Below are 21,618 nucleotides of genomic sequence, written 5' to 3'. Positions count from 1 at the left end.
AAGCGGCTTTTTCATGCCTGCTCACTTTAGCGGCATCAGATTGTTGTCAACGTTAAACGGGTAGTAATAGCGGGTTCTAGCCGGGAAAACAGGCTTGTGCCACCGCCTACGTACGCTCAAGTCTCAAACGGTTTGCTCGGACTGCCGTAATATCGCCTCATGCTTCAGCTTCGCTATTCACAGCGCGTTTTGCGCTTCAACTTCCCGGCCCGTACCTCGCGCGGAGCTCTCACCGAGCACGTAGCCTGGTACCTGCACCTCACCGACACGCAGCAGCCCGGCAGTACCGGCTTAGGCGAAGCGGCCCCGCTAGCAGGTCTCAGCCCCGATTACGGCCCTAATTTTGAAGCCCGAGTAGTTCAACTATGCAGCGAGTTCAACAGCCAGAAATTTAGCTCCGATGTTGCCCCGGAAGAAGTGCTGTCCCTTGTCGGACTGGAGTGGCCTGCCTTGCGTTTCGGGCTCGAAACGGCCCTGCTCGACTTACACCACGGCGGCCAACGCCAGCTTTTCGACAATCCGTTCAGCCGCGGTGAGGCCGGCGTGCCCATCAACGGCTTGGTTTGGATGGGGGATGCCGCCTTCATGCGGGAGCAGATTCGCAAGAAGTTAACAGAAGGCTACTCCTGCCTAAAGCTGAAAATTGGCAGCCTCGATTTCGCCACCGAACTCCAGCTTTTAGCTGAAATCAGAGCGGAGGCAAGTGCCACTGAACTCACCCTGCGCGTAGATGCCAACGGGGCTTTTACACCGGCCGAGGCAATGGCCAAGCTAGAACAGCTGGCGCAGTTTCAGCTGCACTCGATAGAGCAGCCGCTGGCGGCCGGGCAGTGGGCCGCTATGGCCGAAGTGTGCCGCCATTCGCCGGTGCCAGTAGCGCTGGACGAAGAACTGATTGGCATCACTGACCCCGCACTGCAAGAAGCCTTGCTCGAGGAAGTACAGCCCGCCTACATTATTCTCAAGCCCACACTAGTCGGTGGTTTGGCCGCGGCGGCTTCGTGGTGGCAACTGGCCGAAGACTGGGGCATTAGCTGGTGGCTGACCTCGGCGCTGGAATCGAATGTGGGGTTGAATGCCATCAGCCAACTAGCCGGAGAGTATGCTCTGCCGAATTTCCCGCAGGGCCTTGGCACCGGACAACTCTACCACAACAACTTGCAGGCACCCTTGCGCATCGAAGGGGGCAGTTGCATTACAACCCCAACGGCGAATGGGAACTGTCGGCGTCTAACGACGGAGGTGGGAGCAGCTTTGAAGGGCAACGGCAAAGCTGAGGTGTGCCTGGGGGCTGATGCTGCTCTTAAAACCATGGCGAAAAAGGCGGTTTTTGGCTATATTTCCCATCCCGCCCCGCCCTCATATGTCTGCCCTTGGTTTTGTACGCTTGCCCTGTTGTTCTGCCGTTGCTGGCCGGGGTGGCACTGGTGCAGGTTGTTGGTGCTGATGCTAGGGCTATTACCAACTGTTGCGCACTCGCAGCCCGAGACCCAACAACTCCGTGTCATCAAAGAAGAGCCGGCCTTTCGCTTCGTAAAGTCGGGGCAGCGAAAAATTCGGATGCCGTTCGAATTTCAACGCAACCTCATCATCGTACAGGCCCACCTCAACGGCCAAGGCCCCTACAATTTCCTGCTCGATTCGGGCGTGGGGATTTCGCTTATCACCGATCCTACGCTTATTGAGCCCCTCAAGCTGCGACGAGGCGCCAACTACAACGTAATGGGGGCCGGGCAGGAAAAGCCTTTAGAAGCCTTCTTTTCCGACAGTGTCAACGTCACGATGCCCGGCGTGGTAGCCCCCACCTTGTCCTTTTTGGTGCTCTCTTCCGATGTGCTCAACCTCTCGGGCTACGTGGGCCTGCCCGTGCATGGCATACTCGGTTACGATGTCTTCAACAGCTTTGTGGTGCAGATAGAGCCCACGGCAGTGCAGCTATGGTTTCATGCACCGGCCACCTATGAGCCGCCGCGAGGCCGCCGCTGGACCCAGCTTCCCCTCGACATAGAAGGCCGTAAGTCGTATCTCAACGTGCCCGTAAACATCACCGATTCGCTGTCCCTGCCCCTCAAGCTGGTGCTCGATACAGGCGCCGGGCATGCGTTGTCGCTGGAAACCTCCTCCGATTCGCGTATGCGAGTGCCTATCAAGCGGCTACGGGCGCAGCTAGGGCGGGGCCTCAGTGGGGCCATCAACGGATATTTGGGTCGGGTGCAAAGCATGCAGCTTGGGCGCTACCGACTCAACTCCCCGCTTACATCCTTTCCCGACGCCGACAATGGGGCCTTGCGCGTGGAAGTGCCGCGCAACGGCAACGTGGGCTTTGAGTTGCTGAAGCGGTTTGAAGTAGTAATTGACTATACCCACAATACACTCTGGCTACGGCCAAATTCCTTGTTTCGGGACCCTTTCGAGCACGATATGTGCGGCCTGGAATTGCTAGCATCTGGGCCCGATTACCACCGCTATTTTGTGCTGCGCCTGGAACCCAACTCGCCAGCAGTGGAAGCGGGCCTGCAACCCGACGATGAATTGGTGTCTATCAATCTCATTCCCGTTAAGAGTATGAATCTCACCCAAATCAGCCGCATTTTCCACTCCGGCGACGGCAAAACGCTTTTCCTGCTGTTGCAGCGCGACGGCCAGCTCGTTTCGGCCTTTATTCGCCTGAAACGCCAGATTTAGGACGGAAAGCCCTAATTATATGGTTGAGAAAGCAGGGCTATGCCCTGCGAAAATTGGTAGTATTGAACCGGCCTCTAAAATTCCTACATTAGAAGCTGGTCCTAGCGGCGCTCTTTGTTCACGCTTTACTCTGCCAATTCCACCCAATGCCCACGCCCCCTGTGCTGCCGTCGCCGCCGCCCTCTATCCAGGCCAACCAGCACATTTACTCTGATTATTTTCGGGCAGATTTCGTCGAGACACTCGACCGTAATATTCTGCAACTGCTCGACAGGGTGTGGTTTCGCTCGCGCCTAATTGGGTTCGAGAACTTCCCGGAGCGCAATAATCCCGAGCGGCCCCTCATTTTCGCTTCCAACCACTCCGGCATGGCTTTCCCTTGGGATGCCATGGTGGCACTGGCCCACATGTGGCGCATTTTGCCAGGACAACGGGGGTTGCCTCGGCCGCTTTCGGCGCCGCTGCTCTCGCAGTCCACGCTCATGAATCCTTTCCAGGTCAAGGATTTCTGGAAGAAGTGCGGTTGCGTCGATGCCACCACGCTCAACTTCGAAACGATGATGTACTATCAGGATCACAACCTGATGCTGTATCCCGAAGGCGTGCCGGGCATTGGTAAAGGGTTCAACAACAAGTATAAGTTGCAGCGCTTGGCCAGCAGCATGGTGCGCCACAGCGTAAATCACCGCACCGACATCATGCCGTTTTATACCATCAACGGCGAATACCTCAACCCCTACGCGTACAGTTGGGAGTGGCTCAATAAGCTGAGCAAGAAAATAGGCATTCCGTTTATCCCAATGGGTCCCATTGTGTTGCTGGTGCTGCTGCAGCCCTGGTCGTTTTACATGGCTTATCCCGCTCAGCTCTCGTACGTGCTCGGCTCGCGCATTCGGCCCTACGAAATGATCGACAAGGACCCCGCCGACCTCACCCGCGAGGATTACACGGCGCTTTCCGAGAAAGTGCGTCAGCTCATGCAAACTGAAATGGATGCTGCCGTGGCGAAGTATGGCCAGCGCCCTTACCGGTGGCGCGACTTATGGCAGCGCATGAAAGAGAATTGGCGCTACTTCCCTTTTTTCTTGCCTATTGCCTGGCCGGCCCTGTTTCGGGAGTTCGAGCGCCTCTACGTGCACGAAGGCCGCCGCGACTTCAAAATGAAGCTCGATAAGCCCGGCGCATGGCTTCGCATGGTGTGGCGCAATCCATTCACCATCACCTTCTTCATTCCCATCCTAGGCTGGATTCCTATTGCCATTCGCGGCTACAAAGGCCACAATATTGGGGGAAAAGAATAAGGCACATAACTGCATTTTATGCATCTATGCGCTAATAATGCTGATGCAAGTACTGCTAGGGATTTAATTCTTTGGTGAAAGAAATAAATGTATTTCTATTGATGCTCCAATCAGGCGCCGCTATTTGGCCCCATGCTTTCGGATTGTCCGCTAAATTAAAATAACAAGCTCCTACAATTTCTGGATGCGTATTAATTACGTTAGCCGCATCGTCTAACCATTTCATTTGCAAATCTTCCGGGCCTTTTACACCAAATTCAGTTACAAAGATAGGTTTGCGCGCAAATAGCATACGGTGATGTTTGCGGGCATAAATTGTGCTAAAAGACTCTTGCTTTTTTGGGTCAGTTATATTTTTATCGGGTAAGCCATAAATAGCTACACTAATATAATCTACTACGTCGCCACCTGGCCACCACTCAATAGAACCCCGGTCGCCAGCTGGCCCCCATATGCGCTTAACGTTTTTTAGTTTAGGTGAACTATAGCTCATGAAATGCCTGAAAGCTTTGCTGTAAACCACCGGATCTTGGCTTTGCCATGGATAGCGTTCAATAGGTATTTCCATTTCGTGAGCAAACCTAAGATATACAGTTTGCTTAGTGCCGGATAATACAGAATAAAGCTTTTTGAATATAGGATCGTAGGTGCCGTTTATCGTGTTCAATAATACATTATCTCCCTTCTTATAGTTTTTATCTTTCCAAGGCTCAACCGTTAAAATTACATCATGCTTGCGCGCTGTAATAGCTGTAAATTCTTTTGCAAAAAGCCCATCTTCAACATTGCCAAGGTCAATAAATAAATGCTCAACTTTTACTGGTTCGGCTGTAAGTAGTAATTGTTTGGGGTCATAAACCCCTATCACTGGCTTGGTGGTTCTGCTGGCAACGGGCCCTGAGCTAGATGAGTCAGAAGCTATTGTTGAATAAATAGTGGCCTGCTCGCGTTCAATATCCTTGATTGCAACTGGTAAAAATTCTTTAGCCTGCGTATTTGTGCTCGGGTCTTCAGTTCCTAGAATCAGAATTGGCTTATCCATGAACCGAGTTCTATGGATTTTCCGCTTAAGCAAAACGGTCATATCCTTGGTGCGTGGATAGCCAGTTGCCTGAAGTTCAGACTTACCATTGATGGTTATACTTATTAAATCAACAACGTCATTGCCCGGCCAGTATTCTTCTGTTCCTGGGTAGCCTGCTGGCCCCAAACAACTTTGGCGTTAGGCAATAACTGCTTGCTTAACTTCGCAAATCGCCGAAAGGCTTCACTATAAAGTGCGGAGGATTGAAATTGCCAAGGATAAAGCGTCACGGGGACTTCCATCTCTGGATTCCAACGTAAATAAACGGGCTGCTTGGCTTCTGTTAGCGAATTGCAAATGGTTTTAACTTTCGCGTCAAAATTACCATCAACGAATTTTTGTAGAATGTTCTCCTGATTAGATCCTAATGTTTTTATCGTGATTAAATTTGATTTTGTGGAAGATAAACTAGCAAGTGCTTGCTGAATTACTTCATCACTTGTTTGCTCAGTTATATTAATTGCGAAGTGTTGGAAATTATTTGCGTCTTCAATACTGCTATTCCCATTGCGCGTATAGATGCCAATTACTGGTTCTGCAAACTCACTCTTACTTTCTGTGTTTGCTACGTTTCTGATTGAAGATGACTTAAAGTATTTAAAGCCTATTACAACAGAAAGAACAAGAAAGAATATGATTAGAATGTAAAAAGCAATTCTATTGTTCATGCGAAAGGTGTATTAGTGGCTGAGCACCAAGTAAATGCTAAGCAAGCTGGCAATAAGAGGGCAGGAATGAAAAGCGCAGGAGGGCGTGTATTTTTAGTCGGCGAATAATCGCCAATCAGCTACTGAGTTTAACCTGCGTTGGCAAGTTGTTGGATGGTAGTTGATCGTGCAATTTGCGTCTTATTTCTATTTAATCTCATTATTCTACAGTTTAGGTGTTGCGTGAGTATCCTATTTGGCGTGTTATAATGTGCTTTGGGACGCGTGTAGTACGTTATGAGTTGGAGCTATCGGTTTCAACTGCTTTCATTACCGAGTTGGTGTTCTATAGATCAGCTAGATCTGCAAAACGAAAGCGCAACTGGTAATTTTCAAGCAAACTTCAGCTAAATCAGTATCTTACCATTGCTGCTCTGCGTATTTAATATGCGATGCACTTTCTTCGGCTTCGTGCCGCTGTTGCTGCCCTGCTCCCCGCCTAAATTCCCACGTTTGCTCTCGCAATGCCGTCTTCTCAGCATTTGTTGCTCAAGCAGTTTCTGACTGCCGCTACAGGTCCAATAGCCCGCCACCGACCTCAACTGTCCGCTATCCGGCTGGTTGTGGAAGCGGCTGCCCTTTTTCAATTCGTGCCTTGGAATGTATTTCTAGAGGATGCCGATGTGGAAGGAATGGCTGCCGAGTGGCTTCGGCCCGCTGGCGCCCATCCAAAGCGGGTGTTGCTGTATTTGCATGGGGGCGGCTACGTAATCGGCTCTTTAAACACGCACCGAGCCTTGGTAGGGGCCTTGGCGGAAAGCTGCCAGCTAAACACGCTGGCTATCAATTACCGCAAGGCTCCAGAATATCCGTTTCCGGCTGCACTCGAAGACGCTCGCTTGGCGTACGACTGGCTGTTGAACGAGGGCTATCAGGCCCAAGACATCATGATAGCCGGTGATTCGGCAGGAGGGGGCCTTGGGTTGGCGCTGCTCCTGCACCTGCGCGACGCCGGAGTAGCACTGCCCGCCGCAGCCATTGGTCTATCCCCCTGGATTGATTTGGCAATGCCTAGCGGAGTGCAGCGCCAGGCTTGCTACGAGGAAGCACGGGTGCTCGAAGCCCTCGAAATGCAGACGTGGGGCAGCCTCTACGCTGCAGAAACGTCGCATACGCACCCGTTGGTTTCACCCGGTCAGGGTAAGTTGCACGGCTTACCGCCACTGCTAATCCAGATTTCCGATGCCGAAGTGTTGCATGATGATGTGGTGCGCTTCAGCCAAAAAGCCCAATCAACTGGCGTGCCCATCACGTTGCAAGTGTTTAATGGGCTAGTGCATTGGTGGCATTTGTTTTGGCGGTTTGTGCCAGAAGCTCGGCAAGCGCTTAATCAAGTCGGTGAATTTACTCGGGGCATTTGGGCAACTCAGAGGCCTGCCCAGCGGTAGAATAAAATGGCTAGCAAAGCCACTGAGTATTCAGTCAAGAGAAAAGTGGAACGCTAAAGAAAAGATAGGATCGAGAGCTGCGAGACAATGATTTTGCCTTTAGAAGCCAATTGCCAATGAATATCTTGTCTTCACCATCAACTATGTAGCTGCCATTTTGTAGGTTTGTAGCAGATGGTAGGCTTGCATACTATTTTTCTCGGCCAGCGAGTCCGCAAGGCCTTTTTTACTTCTCTCACTCTCTTTTAATCACTCAGTTTTATGGAAGATTTGTTTAAGAAGTTCATCAATGCGGGCGTTGGCTTCGTTTCCCTCACCACCGATCGGGTGCAAAAAACCATTGATACGCTGGTGCAAGAAAGCAAGCTGTCGGAGCAGGAAGGAGCCAAAATCATGGACGAGCTGAAGCAAAACGGCGAAACCAAGCGCAAGGAACTGGAAAAGCAAGTTCAGAGCATTGCTTCGCGCGTGATGAAAAGCGTAGGGGTAGCCCCTAACTCTGACGTGGAAGAACTGAAGCGGACTGTGAAAGGGGGCAGCAAGGCTGCTGAGCCGAAGGCCGATGCCCCAAAACCGCCTCATCAAAGGCTAGCAAGCCAACTGTCAATTCCCCGGTTAGGGTTACTAACGTTAGCAGCTCGGAGGGTAGAACTGCCGCTGCCAAGAAAACGGTAACTACGCCTGCTACTAGCTCAGCAGGTAAAGTTAAAAGTGCAGGCAGCAAAAGCAGCCCCAACAGCAAAGAAGACAAAGCTAAAATAGAAGCCGCCAAGAAGGCCATTTCGCCTAATGATAACACGTCTAGCACCGGCAGTACTTTGTCGTAGGCTAGTGGTGTAAACATTGAAAAACCCCGTTCGGATTGCCCGAACGGGGTTTTCTGTATTTCAATCACAGATGTTGATAGGAGTTGCACTTTGCCAGCCATGCCGAGTGAAGCAGAAATATGCCTAATACAGCGCCGGTTGTAGCAATGACTGTTTGCACCAAAGCTGGCTTCTTACGGTTTCTGAACCAGAAAGAATTCGCGTTGGCGATAAAGCAGCTAAAAGGTTTTTCGATGTTGCTGTTAGCTTGCGTCAAGCATATGAAACTACAAAACAATGCCGCGTAGTACGAGCGGCAAATTGAATCTTGTCGGAATTGTTGAGTTATTCGACAGCCCGTTTATCTAATGCTTGATGTTTAAAAACACGATTTCCAACCTGACCCGTATCCGGCAGGTAGCAGAGGTGCTTATCCGCTACGGCTTCGAGGATGCTGTAACCAGCACGCCTTTGCGACGGCTGGTGCCAAAAAGCCGGCGAATTTCGTGGCAGGAAGGGGAGCAGGCCGTGTTTGAAACCACGCGCTGGCAGCGGATTCGGATGATTATCGAGGAGCTGGGGCCTACTTTTATTAAGCTGGCGCAGGCCATGAGCAACCGTGCCGACTTGCTGCCCCAGCCACTGATCGACGAGTTTGAGAAATTGCAAAGCAACGTGCCGCCCTTCGATGTGCAAGTTGCCAAAGACATTATTGAGCGGGAGATGGGGCATCCGCTCGATGAAGTGTTTTCCGAGTTTGATAATGTACCATTGGGCTCTGCCAGTATTGGGCAGGTGCACCGCGCGCGGCTGCTATCGGGCGAGGAAGTGGTTGTGAAAGTGCAGCGGCCGGGCGTGCAGGAGAAAGTACGCTCCGACCTAGCCTTGCTGCACGAATTAGTGCGGCTCACGGGCAATTTTCTGCGCAAACAAGGCCTAAGCAACCCACAGGACGTGGTAGATGCCTTCGAGCGAAGCATGACCAAAGAGCTGGACTACACCTCCGAGGCCCGCAGCATGGAGCAGTTCCGCTCGCTCTACGCCACTTACGAGACCTTCTATATTCCCAAACCGTACCGCGACATCAGCACGTCCCGGATTTTGGTGATTGAGTTTGTGAGCGGCTGCAAAATCACCGACAAGCCGCAGCTACTGGAATGGGGCCTGAGTCCAGAAAAAGTAGCTGAAACCGGCATGGATATCTACCTGACGCAGATATTCGAGTTCGGTATGTTCCACGCCGACCCACACCCCGGCAACGTGCTGGTGCGTCCCGATGGTACGCTGGTGCTCATCGACTTCGGAATGGTGGGCAAGATGAGCAAGCAGCAGAAGTACGCTTTTGCGGGGGTGTTCATCGGAATGGCCCGGCAAGACCCGCGGGGCATGGCTCTGAGCTTCCGGCGTCTGGCCATTACTTCCGACATTCAGGATATGCGCGCCTTCGAGGCTTCGCTGAGCGAGCTAATTGAAGATTTCGCTAGCCTCGACGTTAAGGACATGAGCATGTCGGATTTGGCTGAGGCATTGCAAAGCGTTATTTATACGTACAAGCTGCAAGTGCCCGGCGCCGTGTTCCTAATTCTAAGGGCGCTTGTGATACTGGAAGGCATTGGGAAGGTGCTGCACCCGCGCTTCAACACGTTCGAGTTTGTGCGGCCATACGGAGCGCGCATCGTGGCCGAACAATACTCCGCCGAAAATATCCTCAGCGAAGCCGAATATACCGGTACGCAGTTATTAGCCCTGATCCAAACACTGCCCGCCGACATTCGCCAAATCGTGCGCAAGATTTCGCGCGGCGACTTGCGCGTGCGCGTCGAGTTGAGCGGCTACTTGTTGTTGTTGCGCAAGGCGGATCAACTGGTGAGCCGGGCCATTCTAGCGGCAGTGGCCGTAGCCATGATTTTGTTTGCGGGGTTGAGCTTGTTGGGAACGTACCCAGCCGGCCAAATGCCTTACTACCGCGGTTTACCGGTCGTGACGTGGTACAGCCTGGGCGTGGCCGCGTTTCTGCTGCTGATTCTGTTTATACTAGGTTCGAAGCGAGAGCAGCGCGAGCAATAAAAAAGGCCTAGCTACGTGAGTAGTTAGGCCTTTCGTTAAGAGCTGAAAGTTGTCCAGCTAATTTATCACCATCGTCATGATGGAATGCGGGCGGCTACTGGCAGCGGCGGCTTGCCCTTTAATCCAGAGCTGAAAAGGCTGCTCTTGGTCGGTGCTATTCATAACTACCACCGCCACTTTGCCATCGGTGTTGAGGAAGGCGGTGGATTGTAGTACGTCGCGGCTAGCGGCAGTGGCAATGCGCTTGGCACCGGGTCGGATGAATTTCGAGAAGTGGCCGATGTAGTAGTAAGCGTTGGTGTAAAGCAACTTGCCGCTCTTGGTGTCGCCAATGATGGGGGCGTAGCAAAAGTTGCCGACGTGGTTGGGGCCGCCTGTCTCGTCGAGCAGCACGTTCCAGTCGGTCCAGGCTACGGTGCCGGCGTTGAAGTCGTTGATCATCGAGTTACCATACCGTTCGCCGAGCTTCCAGTCGTTGATGCCGCTGAACTGAAAGTTCTCGACGCACCCCTCAGTGAAAATCAGGTTTTTAGTAGGGTAGGTCTCGTGCACGCGGCGCAGGTTGTCGAACTGCATAGCGGAGCCGGTCCACGTTTCGTACCAGTGAAAGCCTAAGCCCCAATAGTATTGGCTGGCTTCGGGATCATCGAACAAGGTGCTGGCCCGTTGGTACATCAGGTCACGGTTGTGGTCCCATCCGATTAGCTTCTTGCTGCTGAAACCCGCTTTTTTCAACGTAGGACCGAGGTATCCTTTGACGAAGTCCCGCTCGTCTTCCGCGGTGAATAAGCACGACTCCCACTTTTGCTTGGCCATGGGCTCATTTTGCACTGTCAGACCCCAGATAGGAATGCCTTGCTGCTCGTAGGCCTGAATGAACTTAACATAATAGTCGGCCCAAGTTTGGCGGAACTCCGGCAGTAACTTACCGCCTTGCAGCATGTTCTTGGTGTCTTTCATCCAAGCGGGCGGGCTCCACGGACTCACGTACATTGTCAGCTTGCCGCCTGCTGCCGCTTGTGCCTGCTTGATAAACGGAATCCGATACTGCTGGTCGTGCTTAACGCTGAAGGTTTTCAAGGCCTTATCATTGTCGGCCACGTAGGTGTAGCTGCCGCTGGAAAAGTCGGTGCTGTGGATACTGGTGCGGGCCAGCGTGTAGCCAATACCTGCGGTAGGGCTGTAGTAGGCCTGCAAAAACTCTTGCTGCTGAGCTTTAGGCAGTTTGTCAAACGTTTCGGCAGCGGCATCGGTCATGGCGCCGCCAATGCCGAGCATTGTTTGAAAAGTGTGGTTGGGGTCGACAAAAACGGTGGGCTGCGTTTCCAAAGGTTGGCCTACTTCCTTGAAAGTGAGTTTGTCGGTAGCAGTCAGGTGTAGCGCCGTGTTGTTGGCGGTGGTATACACTTGCACCTGCTTACCAACTGCAGAATAAGGCTTGGCGGTAGGAGCGGCTTTCTGGGCCTGAACTGAAGTGACAAGAATACCAGCCAGCAGCGTGAGGAAGGCTGTTCGAGAGGGAAGCATCATGAATGAAGAGTCATAAACCTAAGGAAGAGAGCAACTCGTGACCTCTCAGTTGTGCTCACCGGGGTAGGACGGCTGCGCCACCTCATTGCCGGAGTCGGAAGAGACAAGAAGCGTCTGGAGTCGTTGTAGCGCCTTGCTCACCGTAACCGGACAAATCGATTTAGCATGGCCTTTTTCCACCAAGTAGTTTGCCAACTGACGCAGCGTCCAGTAGCGGGCCGAGTCGGCATTGCGGCGGGAAAGCAGAGCGAGTAAAGCGGCTTCCACGGTGGGCGTAAGCTTGGTGGGGGCTCCTCCCTGCGGATGCGTGTTGAGGTAAGAAGTAAGTCCCTGGCGCTGGTATGCCCGCCGCAACGCATATACCCGACCTTCGGTCATGGCTAAGCGTTGAGCGGTTTCAGTGGCTGAGTAGCCCACATGCCAGTCGAGCAGCATCTGCGCTCGGTTGATTTGCCGACGCACCAACTGCTCTTGCTGCAGGTAGTGCTGCACCTCCTGATGCTCGGCAGCCGACAACCGAAAAAACTGTTTTTGACGGCCCATATAAGTCGTATGAAAAGTGCATGAAAAGCAAGCTGAACCCCAATACAGGAGCCAGAGTAGTAGCTGAGTTACAAGAAATTGGTGGTTAATAAGTAGATTTCATGACTGCCCGTACCATTGGCACTGGCGTTGCGCTACTTATTGTCTAACAGGAACTGCTTTGGTGGCTTATACTACTGTAGCCTCTGGTAAACAGCTACTTACTTGTACTGATAATAGCGCACGTAATCCACTTGCATCTGCTGAGGCAACACCGTAGTGGCATCGGGGTTGCCGTCAAAGTCGCCGCCGATAGCAAGGTTTAGCACAACAAAAAACGGGTTGTTGAAGGGGTAAGGGCTGGCGTCGCTGCTCGCGAAGGTGTAGTACTGCTGCCCATCCAGAAAGAAACGGAGCTGGTTTTTGCTGCGCACCACCGAGAAGATGTGGAAGTCGTTGGAAAGCTCATTGGACTGCACTTGCGTAGTGCCCTTGTAAGCGTGCTCGGCGGGACTATTACCGAAGTGCATGGTGGATAGCAACTCTTTCGGGCGGCTGCCACGCAACTCCATAATGTCGATTTCGCCGCAGCGGGGCCAGTTGTTCTGGTCGATATCAGAACCTAGCATCCAGATAGCGGGCCACACCCCTTTGCCTTTGGGCACTTTGGCCCGCACGTCGATGCGCCCGTATTGGAAGCTTTGCTTGCCCTTGGTAATCAGGCGGCCCGAGGTGTAGGCGTTACTGCCCGCTTGCCGCAGAGCCTGTATTACAAGGTTACCACCCGTCACGGTTACGTTATCGGCAGAGTTGGTGTAGGTCTGCAACTCGTTGTTGCCCCAGCCGCCACCGCCTAACTCATACACCCATTTGTTTGGATCGAGAGGGCCAGCATCGAACTCGTCGCTCCACGCCAGTGTGGTATACTGGCTGTAGTCGCGCGCCTCCTCATTAACGGCAGGCACGGTAGGAATGGGAGCGGGAATGTTCTTAGTCTTGGATTCGGTGCAAGCAAATAAGGTTAGGGCCAGCAAGATGCTAGCCCTATTCTTGTTCTGCAGTAGCCCAAACATGGGGTGTGAATTCATAAAGTAGGAGCTTTCACGAGTTAGGATGAGGAGTATAAGTAGGCAACTAGCATAAAGGTGAACGTCATTCACCAATTTAAACTAGTGCTACCACCTACCCGCTACTTGGCAATCATCTTGTATTGAAATACCGTGCCTCCAGGTTTGCCAGCCCGCAGCACCATCTTTGTTGCGCTGATGTCGATGATGCGGTAAGTTTGATCGGGTACGTCAGTCACACCGATAAAAGAGCCAGCTCGTTTCAGCTCAAGCATGGCATATCCCTGGCCAGTAGCTGGTCCGAACGTAAAGTCTGAAGTACCAGAGCGCGGCGCCTCGCAGCTTTGAGCCGGAGCTACCAACGTCCCAGCCTTGGCATCGTAGGTGAGAACATTAGCTGCCGTGAAAGTATATTCATCATCGGACTGACAGGTAGGCAGGCCATTGGCAGGTCCACCCGCGTAGTACTGCCCCGGATTCCCTTCGGTTCCGACGATAATAGGTGCTTCAGCAGCATTATCAAACTTCCAGGTTTTAGTTGATCCACCCGTCAACAACTGCTTTACAATGGTAGCAATTTCGGGGAGTGCCACATCCTGCTTGTCAGAAACAGTATATCCTCTGGGCCCGGCCGCAGTAAGCTGCGCTTGAACGGTGCCACCCCGTTGATACTTATGAGTTATGGTCTGACCCGTTCCAGTTGTACCATCGCCAAAATCCCACTTGTACAGAAAAGCATCAGTACTAGTGCTGGTGAAAGTGACTTCATTGGTGAGCCCCACCGTTTTAACAGCCGAAACAGTAAAGCTAGCCGTAGGTAAAGGCCCTTTCAGCTCTCCTTGATCTTCTTTATCGCAAGAAGCAACAAGTACTGAACTGCTCATTAGCACCCAGATTGCCGCTTTATTCCACGTATTTTTCATAAATGTCAGGTTGAAGTCGTTGCACAAAGCCGTTAGTAGCCTGGATTCTGAACCAGCCCTGGGTTGGCATCGATTTCCGATTGCGGAATGGGCAACAGCAAATTATTTTCCGTAGGAATGCCGTGCGGACTGGATTCGTAGCCTTTCAGCAATGCGGCCTGTTCTGTCATGCGCTGAATGGTGTAGGCATTGCCGCGGCGCTTAAGGTCAAACCAGCGGTCAAACTCAAAAGCTAACTCGTACTTGCGCTCCCGAAACACTGCTTCCGTAAATTCGGTAGGGTTAGTCGTCGTCAGGTCGCGAGCAGCAGACGCCGTGTTGATAGGGAGCCCAAAAGAGCGACGGCGCACCTTGTTAATTGCCTCTCGTCCTTCTGCCGTTGGGCCTACTGCTTCTGCTAAAATCAGGTATACCTCAGCCAGACGCATTGTGGGCACGTTCAGGCCCGAATCCCAAATTTGGGTGTTCACCTTGCCAACAAACCACTTCTTGACGTTGTATCCCAGTTTGGAACCGGTGGCTTTTGCCGACTGCTTGGCGCCGTCTGGGAATACATCGCCGGGCACGAAGATGGTCGCCGCTTTGCGTGTATCGCCGGCCTCGTAACCATCCACAAAGTCAGGGTCCGGGATGTTGAAGCCGTAACCGCTACCAGGCGTCTGGTTGGCACCACGAGGTCCGAAGAACTCGTTCATGGCTGAGCCGACCGTGTTCCGAATGTATGGGTTATCGGCGGGATTGCGGCCGTTCACGAACTGGACTTCAAACAAAGACTCTTTATCGTTTCTGTTTTCGTTCTCAACCTTGAAGTTGTCAGCGTAATTAGCCCACATGGTCTTGCCCGAGTTATTGATCACCTCACGTGCCCATTGGGCGGCTTCGGTTTTCTTGCCTTCGGTGATATAGACTTTGGCTAGAAGGCCGGCTGCGGCCCACTTGGTAGCCCGACCTAGATCGGCATTTGCGGTGTAGGCGGGTTGCAGGTTGCCAAAGGCATCAATTAAATCCTGCTCGATCTGCTTGTACACTTCCGCAACTGGGGTACGCGGAATATTAACGGCTGCCGGGCTAGTGGGCGGCGCTGTAAACAAGGGTACATCGCCGTAAGCTCGTACTAAATCGAAGTAGTATTTGGCCCGTAAAAATTGCGCTTCGCCTATGCAACGTTTCTGAACAGTGGGATCGATGTTCTGAATGCCTGGAACCTTCTGGATGACGATGTTGGCTCGCTGAATGCCCACGAACGAGCCACCCCAAAGACGGTTGGCTACATCGTTTGTGGTTGGGATGCTAAAAGCCTCAAGCTGCTTGTACTCCTTGCCATCGTTGCCGTCGTCGGCGCCAGTGCTAGAAATATCAGCCCACATATCAAAGGCCCACATGGCCATATTGTACTGGCCTTCTTTGTTGAGTTCGCCGTAGATAGCCGTAGTAGCCTGAACAGCGTCGGTTTCCGTCTGGTAGAAGTTAGCGTCCGTTATTTGGTCAGCAGGCGCTTCTTCTAGAAAATCTTCGGAGCAACCTGTCAGCAACCCCAATGTTAAGAGGAAGGCGGTGCTACAGGTGAATTTAGAGATAGTCATGACTAAGTGGATGTGAATTATAAAGATTAGAACCCAATGTTGATGCCGCCCATGAATACACGCGCCTGCGGATAAATGCCCTGGTCGACGCCGCTAGCACTTACTTCTGGGTCATAACCGGTGTATTTGGTCAGCGTCAGTAGGTTTTGGGCCGTGAAGTACACCCGCACCTGATTAGCTGAAATGCGACTCATCAGGGTGCGTGGCAACGTGTAGCCAAACGTTAGGTTCTTGAGGCGCACATAGGAGCCATCTTCAATGTAGTGAGTTGATACCCGTAGGTTACCGTTGGGGTCACCCACAATGGCACGGGGTACATCGTTGCTGGTACCGGGGCCAGTCCAGCGGTTCAGGATGCGAGTAGTGCCGTTGGTAGTACCATAGAGAGCATTCTCCGTGATATAGCGGTTGAGGTTATACACATCATTCCCCTGTACGCCCTGAATGAAGAAACTTAAATCAAAGTTTTTATAGCTCAGGGTATTGGTGATGCCGAAGGTGAAGTTGGGGTTCGGATTGCCAATGAATGTGCGGTCGGCGTCGGTAATAGTACCATCACCGTTCAGGTCGCGGAACTTGATGTCGCCAGGGGCTGTTGCTTGCCGCTGATAATACAAGTCGTTCTTTGGGTTGTTCACGTTTGCTCCGGTATTCAAAGTCGTCAGTTCTTCCTGCGTCTGAATCAAGCCGTCGGCAATGAGGCCATAGAAGGAGCCGAAGGCGTAGCCTTCATCATAACGCACAATAGTGCCGCTCAAAGAACCTTGTCCGTTGTAAGGAATGCCAGCGCCAAGAGATACCAAACGGGTCTTATATGCCGACAAGTTCAGCGTCGTCGACCAGTCCAGTGATTGATTGGCTCCTGTAAAGTTGTGGGAGGTAATCGAGAAGTCTAAGCCGCGGTTGTAAGCACTAGCAGCGTTAGTAGCCACAGATTCGTACGTACCCGATACCAGGGAAGGTGGCACGCCGGCAATCAGGTTAGGCGAGTTGCGGCTATAAAGGTCAAGGCTAGCTTCGAAGCGATTTTCGAGGAATCCAGCATCAATACCAATGTTCGTCTGCTCGTTTTTCTCCCAACGGAGGTTGGGGTTAGCCAATCGAGTTGGCGCGCCACCCGGCTGAAGGGTACCGTCACCAAGCGGATAAGTGATACCGAAGTTAACGGAGTACAGGTAAGCATAACGGCCAGCGTTGAGCTCGTTACCAACCTGCCCGTAGCCAGCCCGCACTTTGAGGTTGCTTACTACGCTGTTGCCTTTGAGGAAATCTTCTTCTGAGATGCGCCAGCCAGCCGATACACCAGGGAAGAAGCCAAATTTCTCACCTGATTGAAAACGAGATGAACCGTCGTAGCGGGCCGTGGCTTGGAAGATATACTTGCCCGCAAATTCGTAGTTAACACGGCTAAAGTAGCTGGCCAAGCGCCGAGGCGTATCGATAGTACCTCCGTTGGCTAGCAGTGTGTTAATAGGACCCGAGTTGATGGTCCGAAGGTCATTGCGGGTATAATTTGACCGAGAAGCTACGACGTTGCTGAAATTGAACTGCTGAGCTGACTGACCAAGCAATAGCGTTACTTGGTGCTTTTCGTCGAAAAGATGGTCGTAGCTCGCTGTGTTTTCGATCAAGTACGTTGGCGCATAGCTCGACGAAGCCGATGCATTGGCAATCAGGTACGTAGGACGGGTAGTGTACCCCTCTAGTTCTGGTGCCTTGGGTGCGAAAGCGTTATTATTGTCAAAGATGAAGTCAGCCCCAACATTGGTGCGGAAGCGTAACCCTTTGAGGGGCTCTAATTCGGCGTAGAACGTTGTGAGGGCTCGGTTGCGAGTGTATTTTTGGTCGACGCGCTGAGCAGTAGCAAGTGGGTTTTCCTCGGTAAAGTTATCTGCATCGTTATTGGGCTGATAGTAAAAGCCATCGGGCCGGTAGGGTTGCACTGTAGGCGGCATCCGAAGCAATTGTTGCACCGTACCGTACTCGCCGTTATTAGTCGGAACCTGCCGGTCGCTCAAGTGAGTAAGCGCGATGCTGTTACCTACTTTAAAAATCCGACCCAATCGAACATCGCCATTAGCGCGCAGAGTAAAGCGTTCGAATTGAGAACCGAGGAGAATGCCGTCTTGCTGGTAGTAAGTGCCTGAAAGGGCATATTGTGCTTTCTCGCTACCGCCAGTTGCAGAAAGTGAATAGTTCTGAATCTTGGCTCGGCGGAATAGTAGGTCCTGCCAATCGGTGCCCTCGCCTAGTGCAGAAGGATTGCGCAGCTTCTCGAGCGCAATGGGCTGTCCGGCCGCAATACGGGCTTCATTGTTAATAGTCGCGTACTCTTCAGCATTGAGCAGGTCTAGTCTACGAGCCACGGTTTGCACGCCCCGGTAGGCATCAAAATTGATTGATGTCCGACCAGCTTTACCCCGCTTAGTGGTAATAATAATTACCCCGTTTGCAGCCCGTACCCCGTAAATAGCTGTGGCTGAAGCATCTTTCAGAACGTCAATTGTCTCGATGTCATTCGGACTGATGTTGGTAAGCTCGGTGTTGGTAGCGTTGCCGTTGCCATCTGTAGCAGCCGGCAGTGGGAAACCATCGACTACATACAAGGGCGAGTTGAAGCCTGCTGAGGTAATGCCACGCACACGCACCGAAGTGCCCGCTGCCCCGCCAGGAGCGCCCCCATTTGAGGTGATAGTTACGCCCGAAACCTTGCCTTGAATAGCCTGCGTTGCATCAGGTACCGGCTGCCGCACGATATCAGCGGAGCCAACAGATGAAATAGCTCCTGTTACGCTGCCCCTTTCCTGCGTACCATAGCCTACTACTACTACCTCGCTCAGGGCTCGGGTGTCTTCTATCAGACTAACATTCAAGCTGGTAGTAGCGCCCGAAATCGTTACTTCTTTGCGGCTGAAACCTACGTAACTGAATATCAACGTAGAACCTTCTGGGGCGTTGAGCGCGAAGCCACCATCAGCGTTGGTGGTTATACCCTGTGTGGTGCCTTTCACGATGATAGTAACCCCTGGCAAAGGGTCGCCGTTTTCTCCCGTTACGCGGCCCGACACCGGAACGTCAGCCACAGTGGTGAGAGGTGAGACGGAAGCGGCGTTTCGCGCTTCCGCAAAAGATGCGGATAGCGTTAACAGCCCGCAGGCTGCCAATGGTACTGCGCGCCGTAATCCCAAATACGAGTATTGAGTACGATTCATATGTGATGGAGAAAAGTGTGGGAATTGAATAGCGCTAGCTTTCCCCGCTGAAAGCAAAAGCCAGCCGTAAAAAGAATTAAATCAGATAGAGCGCAACGAGCATACCCTTACCAGGCTGCCAGGACAGCAAGCCTCCGGGCCAATGCAGCCACGCATCAGTCAGGTGTAGCTCAGAAAGGAAAAAGGGGGAGTACTTTCTCGCAGTTCGAGTACTGCTGAAAAACAGTAGCAACTGGGAGTGCAAGGCGGTTGCTACACAAAGCAAATCCTAGGCTGGTGAACGTGCTAGGTGAGCCAGTAGAAACCGGGACTTGTTTGCTTTGTGCAATCAAGCGAGATAAGAGCAAAACGTAGAATGGGTGTAACTGGGGTGAGTGCTTACTCACAACACAGCTAGAGGAGGAATAGGTGGGGCAGAACATAAGAGCGATAGGATGCCCAAATATACCCGACCTTATTTTTAAAAATCAAGCGGAAACCCCGCCCCAAACGTTTGCAAAGGGCGTTTTCGCTTACGTAGCAAAAAACTTTGTACGCTTACGTCACCCACTTTACAGGCGCTTTCTACGTCAATTGCTCTTGAATGTCACATCTGGGTGAGAGATAACTGACGGGTAAAAAACAAGTAAAAAAATGAAGATTTTGTCCACTTTTTTTCGAGTTCTTAACTCGATAGGATTAGCCGCTCTGCTAGTGTGAAGTTCCGGTTGCCAAGGTGGCTGTTTCGTCGCTGCTCTCATCGCTTTCGTTGCCGGAGTCATCTAGTAGCAAACGGGTCCAGCTTTCATCTTCTGGATGTTCAGCAACCTGCCGGCGAATAGCATCACCTACCTTCTGGCTGAAGCTCCAACACGTAGCCCGGCGCAAATCCAGTACCCGTGAAAGCTCTTGAGCTGAATAGTTGCCTTTGTGCGTATGCAACAAAAACACCGCATAAAATGCCTTGACGATAGAGAACTTACACTTCTGCAACAGTGTGTAAGCAGTAGCCGATTCCACGTAACGGCAGCGGGTACAACGGCGCGAATGAGGCTCTCGTCCTTCGCAGTAGTTGTCGTGGCCACACTTGCGGCAGTGGTAGCCGTGCGCCCATTTCAAGTCAGCAAGGTAGGTCAAGCAGGCATCCTTGTCGGGGTAGATCTGACTGAACTCGCCGAAGTCCACTTCCTGCGAAAGTACCCTGGCTGTTTGGGCCTTTTGCAAATCCAACTGCAAATCAGTATTCAGCTTTTCGATGGCCGCTGACTGCAGTGCTAGCAGCCCATTGGCTTGCAACAGTTCCCGATTTTGGGCCGCAATAGTTTCGCCTTGCTGCTGCAGCTCCTGCGTGCGCTGCGCCACCAATTTTTCCAACTCGGAGTTCAACTGATCTTTCAACTCCTCGTTCTGGCGAAGCTGTTCGACAAGTTGTTCCTGCACGTGTTGTTTTTTGCGCAACTGCTTCACCAAACGGTGTTGCGCCCGCAACGTTGATTCCTGAATCGTTTTGATTTTGCTGCCTAACGCATAGGAAAGTACCACCACTTCCAGCACGAAGGCCGCATTCATGCTATACACCGTGTAGGTATTTGTGAACGTATTGATTCCGAGCTTCCGCAATAGCAGAAATAGCACGCTAACGGCTACTAAGGAGTGAGAAAGCAGAATGAAGCGTGCCGGCTGGAACCCACGTTGCCATACTCGCAGGGCCGCGTAAAACAGCATACCGTACGGCAATGTGTATAACCAAATACCTATGTCTGATTTCCACCACAGAGCATCAAGCATCAATACCACTACGGTAAGCAAAATTACAGTCCGCAACCAACGGTCATACTGCGGCAGGCGCTGCGCCGTGTCCAAAAACTGGCGCGCATAATAGCCGAATGTCAGCAGCAGCAGTGGCGGCGAACCTACCTCCACCACTTTGTTGAGCCACGGATACTTAGGCCACAAATACTGAAATCCTAATCCGTCTTCTGACAAAAACACGAGGCTGCAACTCAGCACGTATCCCACGTAGCGCAAATACGTTTGCTCGCCAGTGAAAAAGAACAGGCAGAAGTTGTACACCACCATAATCAGCAGGATGCCATAGAAGCCACCCAACAACCCATATTCGGTCTGGAAGTGCTCGGTAATACCCTGCTCGGTGCGTAATCGGGACAAAAAACTAGTCTTACTACCAGACTGAAGCCGTAAGTAGTACGTCTGCACTTGGTTTGAGCTGAGCGGCAGACGCATCAAGTAGTTTTTGTAGCTATACGGTCTCGACGTGAACGGCCAATCGGCGCCGGTATGCACCTCACCCCGCTCACTGCTAGCATCGGGGTAGAAAATGATGTTGTTGAGGTGAGAGTCGAACAGTTCCAGGTACCAGTGCTGCGGCTGCGGGCCGATAGCTAATACATTAAGGCGCAGCCAATAGGTTGAACCCGGATGCTCCATATTGGTAGCAGTGCGGGACCCAAGGACGAAGCGCGTTGCATGCTTGGCCAACTGGACATCGTGCAGTGTTAGACGCCCAGTGGAATCTTCTAATACACTATAGTTATAAGGCTCAATGAAGAGCTCAGCGCGGGTGGCCTCTACTTGCAGAGGCTGCTCGGGACCAAGGAAGGGCGCACCAATGCTAGAGGTGGCAGGAAGAAGAACTATGGCCGAAAGCCACAGCCAGCGCCAGACATAAGTCAGGCTGCAAAGTTTGGGGGAATTGATAGGGCAGGGCATGGGAATTCTAAGATAAAGAAAGTCCCGCACTAGT

14 protein-coding genes are annotated in these 21,618 nt (G+C 52.2%); 5 read left to right on the top strand and 9 right to left on the bottom strand.

The window, feature by feature from the left end:
* Window positions 1-159: 159 nt before the first annotated feature.
* Together MUN86_RS15350 and MUN86_RS15345 are read left to right on the top strand one after the other, a co-directional pair.
* Window positions 160-2,685, top strand: a complete 2,526-nt coding sequence (locus tag MUN86_RS15350; RefSeq protein ID WP_245118942.1) for an enolase C-terminal domain-like protein — start codon at window positions 160-162, stop codon at window positions 2,683-2,685.
* 146 nt (window positions 2,686-2,831) lie between these two features.
* Complete coding sequence (locus MUN86_RS15345) at window positions 2,832-3,986, top strand: lysophospholipid acyltransferase family protein (protein WP_245118941.1); 1,155 nt, start codon at window positions 2,832-2,834, stop codon at window positions 3,984-3,986.
* A gap of 55 nt (window positions 3,987-4,041) precedes the next feature.
* On the opposite strand, the gene MUN86_RS15340 is transcribed toward MUN86_RS15345, so the two are convergent.
* Both MUN86_RS15340 and MUN86_RS15335 read right to left on the bottom strand, forming a co-directional pair.
* Window positions 4,042-5,196: a glycoside hydrolase family 26 protein gene (locus MUN86_RS15340; RefSeq protein ID WP_245118940.1), complete on the bottom strand. Its 1,155-nt coding sequence runs from the start codon at window positions 5,194-5,196 to the stop codon at window positions 4,042-4,044.
* Window positions 5,133-5,738: a glycoside hydrolase family 26 protein gene (locus tag MUN86_RS15335; RefSeq protein ID WP_245118939.1), complete on the bottom strand. Its 606-nt coding sequence runs from the start codon at window positions 5,736-5,738 to the stop codon at window positions 5,133-5,135. The genes MUN86_RS15340 and MUN86_RS15335 overlap by 64 nt, the downstream gene beginning before the upstream one ends.
* A gap of 503 nt (window positions 5,739-6,241) precedes the next feature.
* Between MUN86_RS15335 and MUN86_RS15330 the strand changes: the two genes are divergently transcribed.
* From MUN86_RS15330 to MUN86_RS15320, 3 genes are all read left to right on the top strand, one after another.
* Window positions 6,242-7,165, top strand: a complete 924-nt coding sequence (locus MUN86_RS15330) for an alpha/beta hydrolase (RefSeq protein WP_245118938.1) — start codon at window positions 6,242-6,244, stop codon at window positions 7,163-7,165.
* Window positions 7,166-7,426: 261 nt separating this feature from the next.
* The gene (locus MUN86_RS15325) at window positions 7,427-7,840 is read left to right on the top strand and encodes a phasin family protein (RefSeq protein ID WP_245118937.1); all 414 of its coding nucleotides are present in this window, start codon (window positions 7,427-7,429) and stop codon (window positions 7,838-7,840) included.
* Between the two features lie 506 nt (window positions 7,841-8,346).
* On the top strand, window positions 8,347-10,038 hold the full coding sequence (locus tag MUN86_RS15320; protein ID WP_245118936.1) for an ABC1 kinase family protein: 1,692 nt from the start codon (window positions 8,347-8,349) through the stop codon (window positions 10,036-10,038).
* A 57-nt stretch (window positions 10,039-10,095) separates the two neighbouring features.
* On the opposite strand, the gene MUN86_RS15315 is transcribed toward MUN86_RS15320, so the two are convergent.
* The 7 genes from MUN86_RS15315 to MUN86_RS15285 form a co-directional block, all read right to left on the bottom strand.
* A complete protein-coding gene (locus tag MUN86_RS15315; protein WP_245118935.1) occupies window positions 10,096-11,568 on the bottom strand; it encodes a glycoside hydrolase family 30 protein in 1,473 nt (490 codons plus the stop codon).
* Window positions 11,569-11,613: 45 nt separating this feature from the next.
* Window positions 11,614-12,111 carry a helix-turn-helix domain-containing protein gene (locus MUN86_RS15310; RefSeq protein ID WP_245118934.1) on the bottom strand — a complete coding sequence of 166 codons (498 nt, stop codon included), beginning with the start codon at window positions 12,109-12,111 and terminating at the stop codon, window positions 11,614-11,616.
* Between the two features lie 200 nt (window positions 12,112-12,311).
* The gene (locus MUN86_RS15305) at window positions 12,312-13,178 is read right to left on the bottom strand and encodes a glycoside hydrolase family 16 protein (protein WP_245118933.1); all 867 of its coding nucleotides are present in this window, start codon (window positions 13,176-13,178) and stop codon (window positions 12,312-12,314) included.
* Window positions 13,179-13,279: 101 nt separating this feature from the next.
* A complete protein-coding gene (locus MUN86_RS15300) occupies window positions 13,280-14,080 on the bottom strand; it encodes a PKD domain-containing protein (protein WP_245118932.1) in 801 nt (266 codons plus the stop codon).
* Window positions 14,081-14,112: 32 nt separating this feature from the next.
* The gene (locus MUN86_RS15295; protein WP_245118931.1) at window positions 14,113-15,663 is read right to left on the bottom strand and encodes a RagB/SusD family nutrient uptake outer membrane protein; all 1,551 of its coding nucleotides are present in this window, start codon (window positions 15,661-15,663) and stop codon (window positions 14,113-14,115) included.
* Between the two features lie 26 nt (window positions 15,664-15,689).
* Window positions 15,690-18,746: a SusC/RagA family TonB-linked outer membrane protein gene (locus tag MUN86_RS15290; protein ID WP_245118930.1), complete on the bottom strand. Its 3,057-nt coding sequence runs from the start codon at window positions 18,744-18,746 to the stop codon at window positions 15,690-15,692.
* Window positions 18,747-19,565: 819 nt separating this feature from the next.
* The gene (locus MUN86_RS15285) at window positions 19,566-21,584 is read right to left on the bottom strand and encodes a 7TM diverse intracellular signaling domain-containing protein (RefSeq protein ID WP_245118929.1); all 2,019 of its coding nucleotides are present in this window, start codon (window positions 21,582-21,584) and stop codon (window positions 19,566-19,568) included.
* Between the last annotated feature and the right edge of the window lie 34 nt (window positions 21,585-21,618).

Source organism: Hymenobacter volaticus (assembly GCF_022921055.1).
Lineage (GTDB): Bacteria > Bacteroidota > Bacteroidia > Cytophagales > Hymenobacteraceae > Hymenobacter > Hymenobacter volaticus.
Note: the sequence above shows the minus strand (reverse complement) of the source record. Positions and strands in the feature narration are given on the sequence as shown.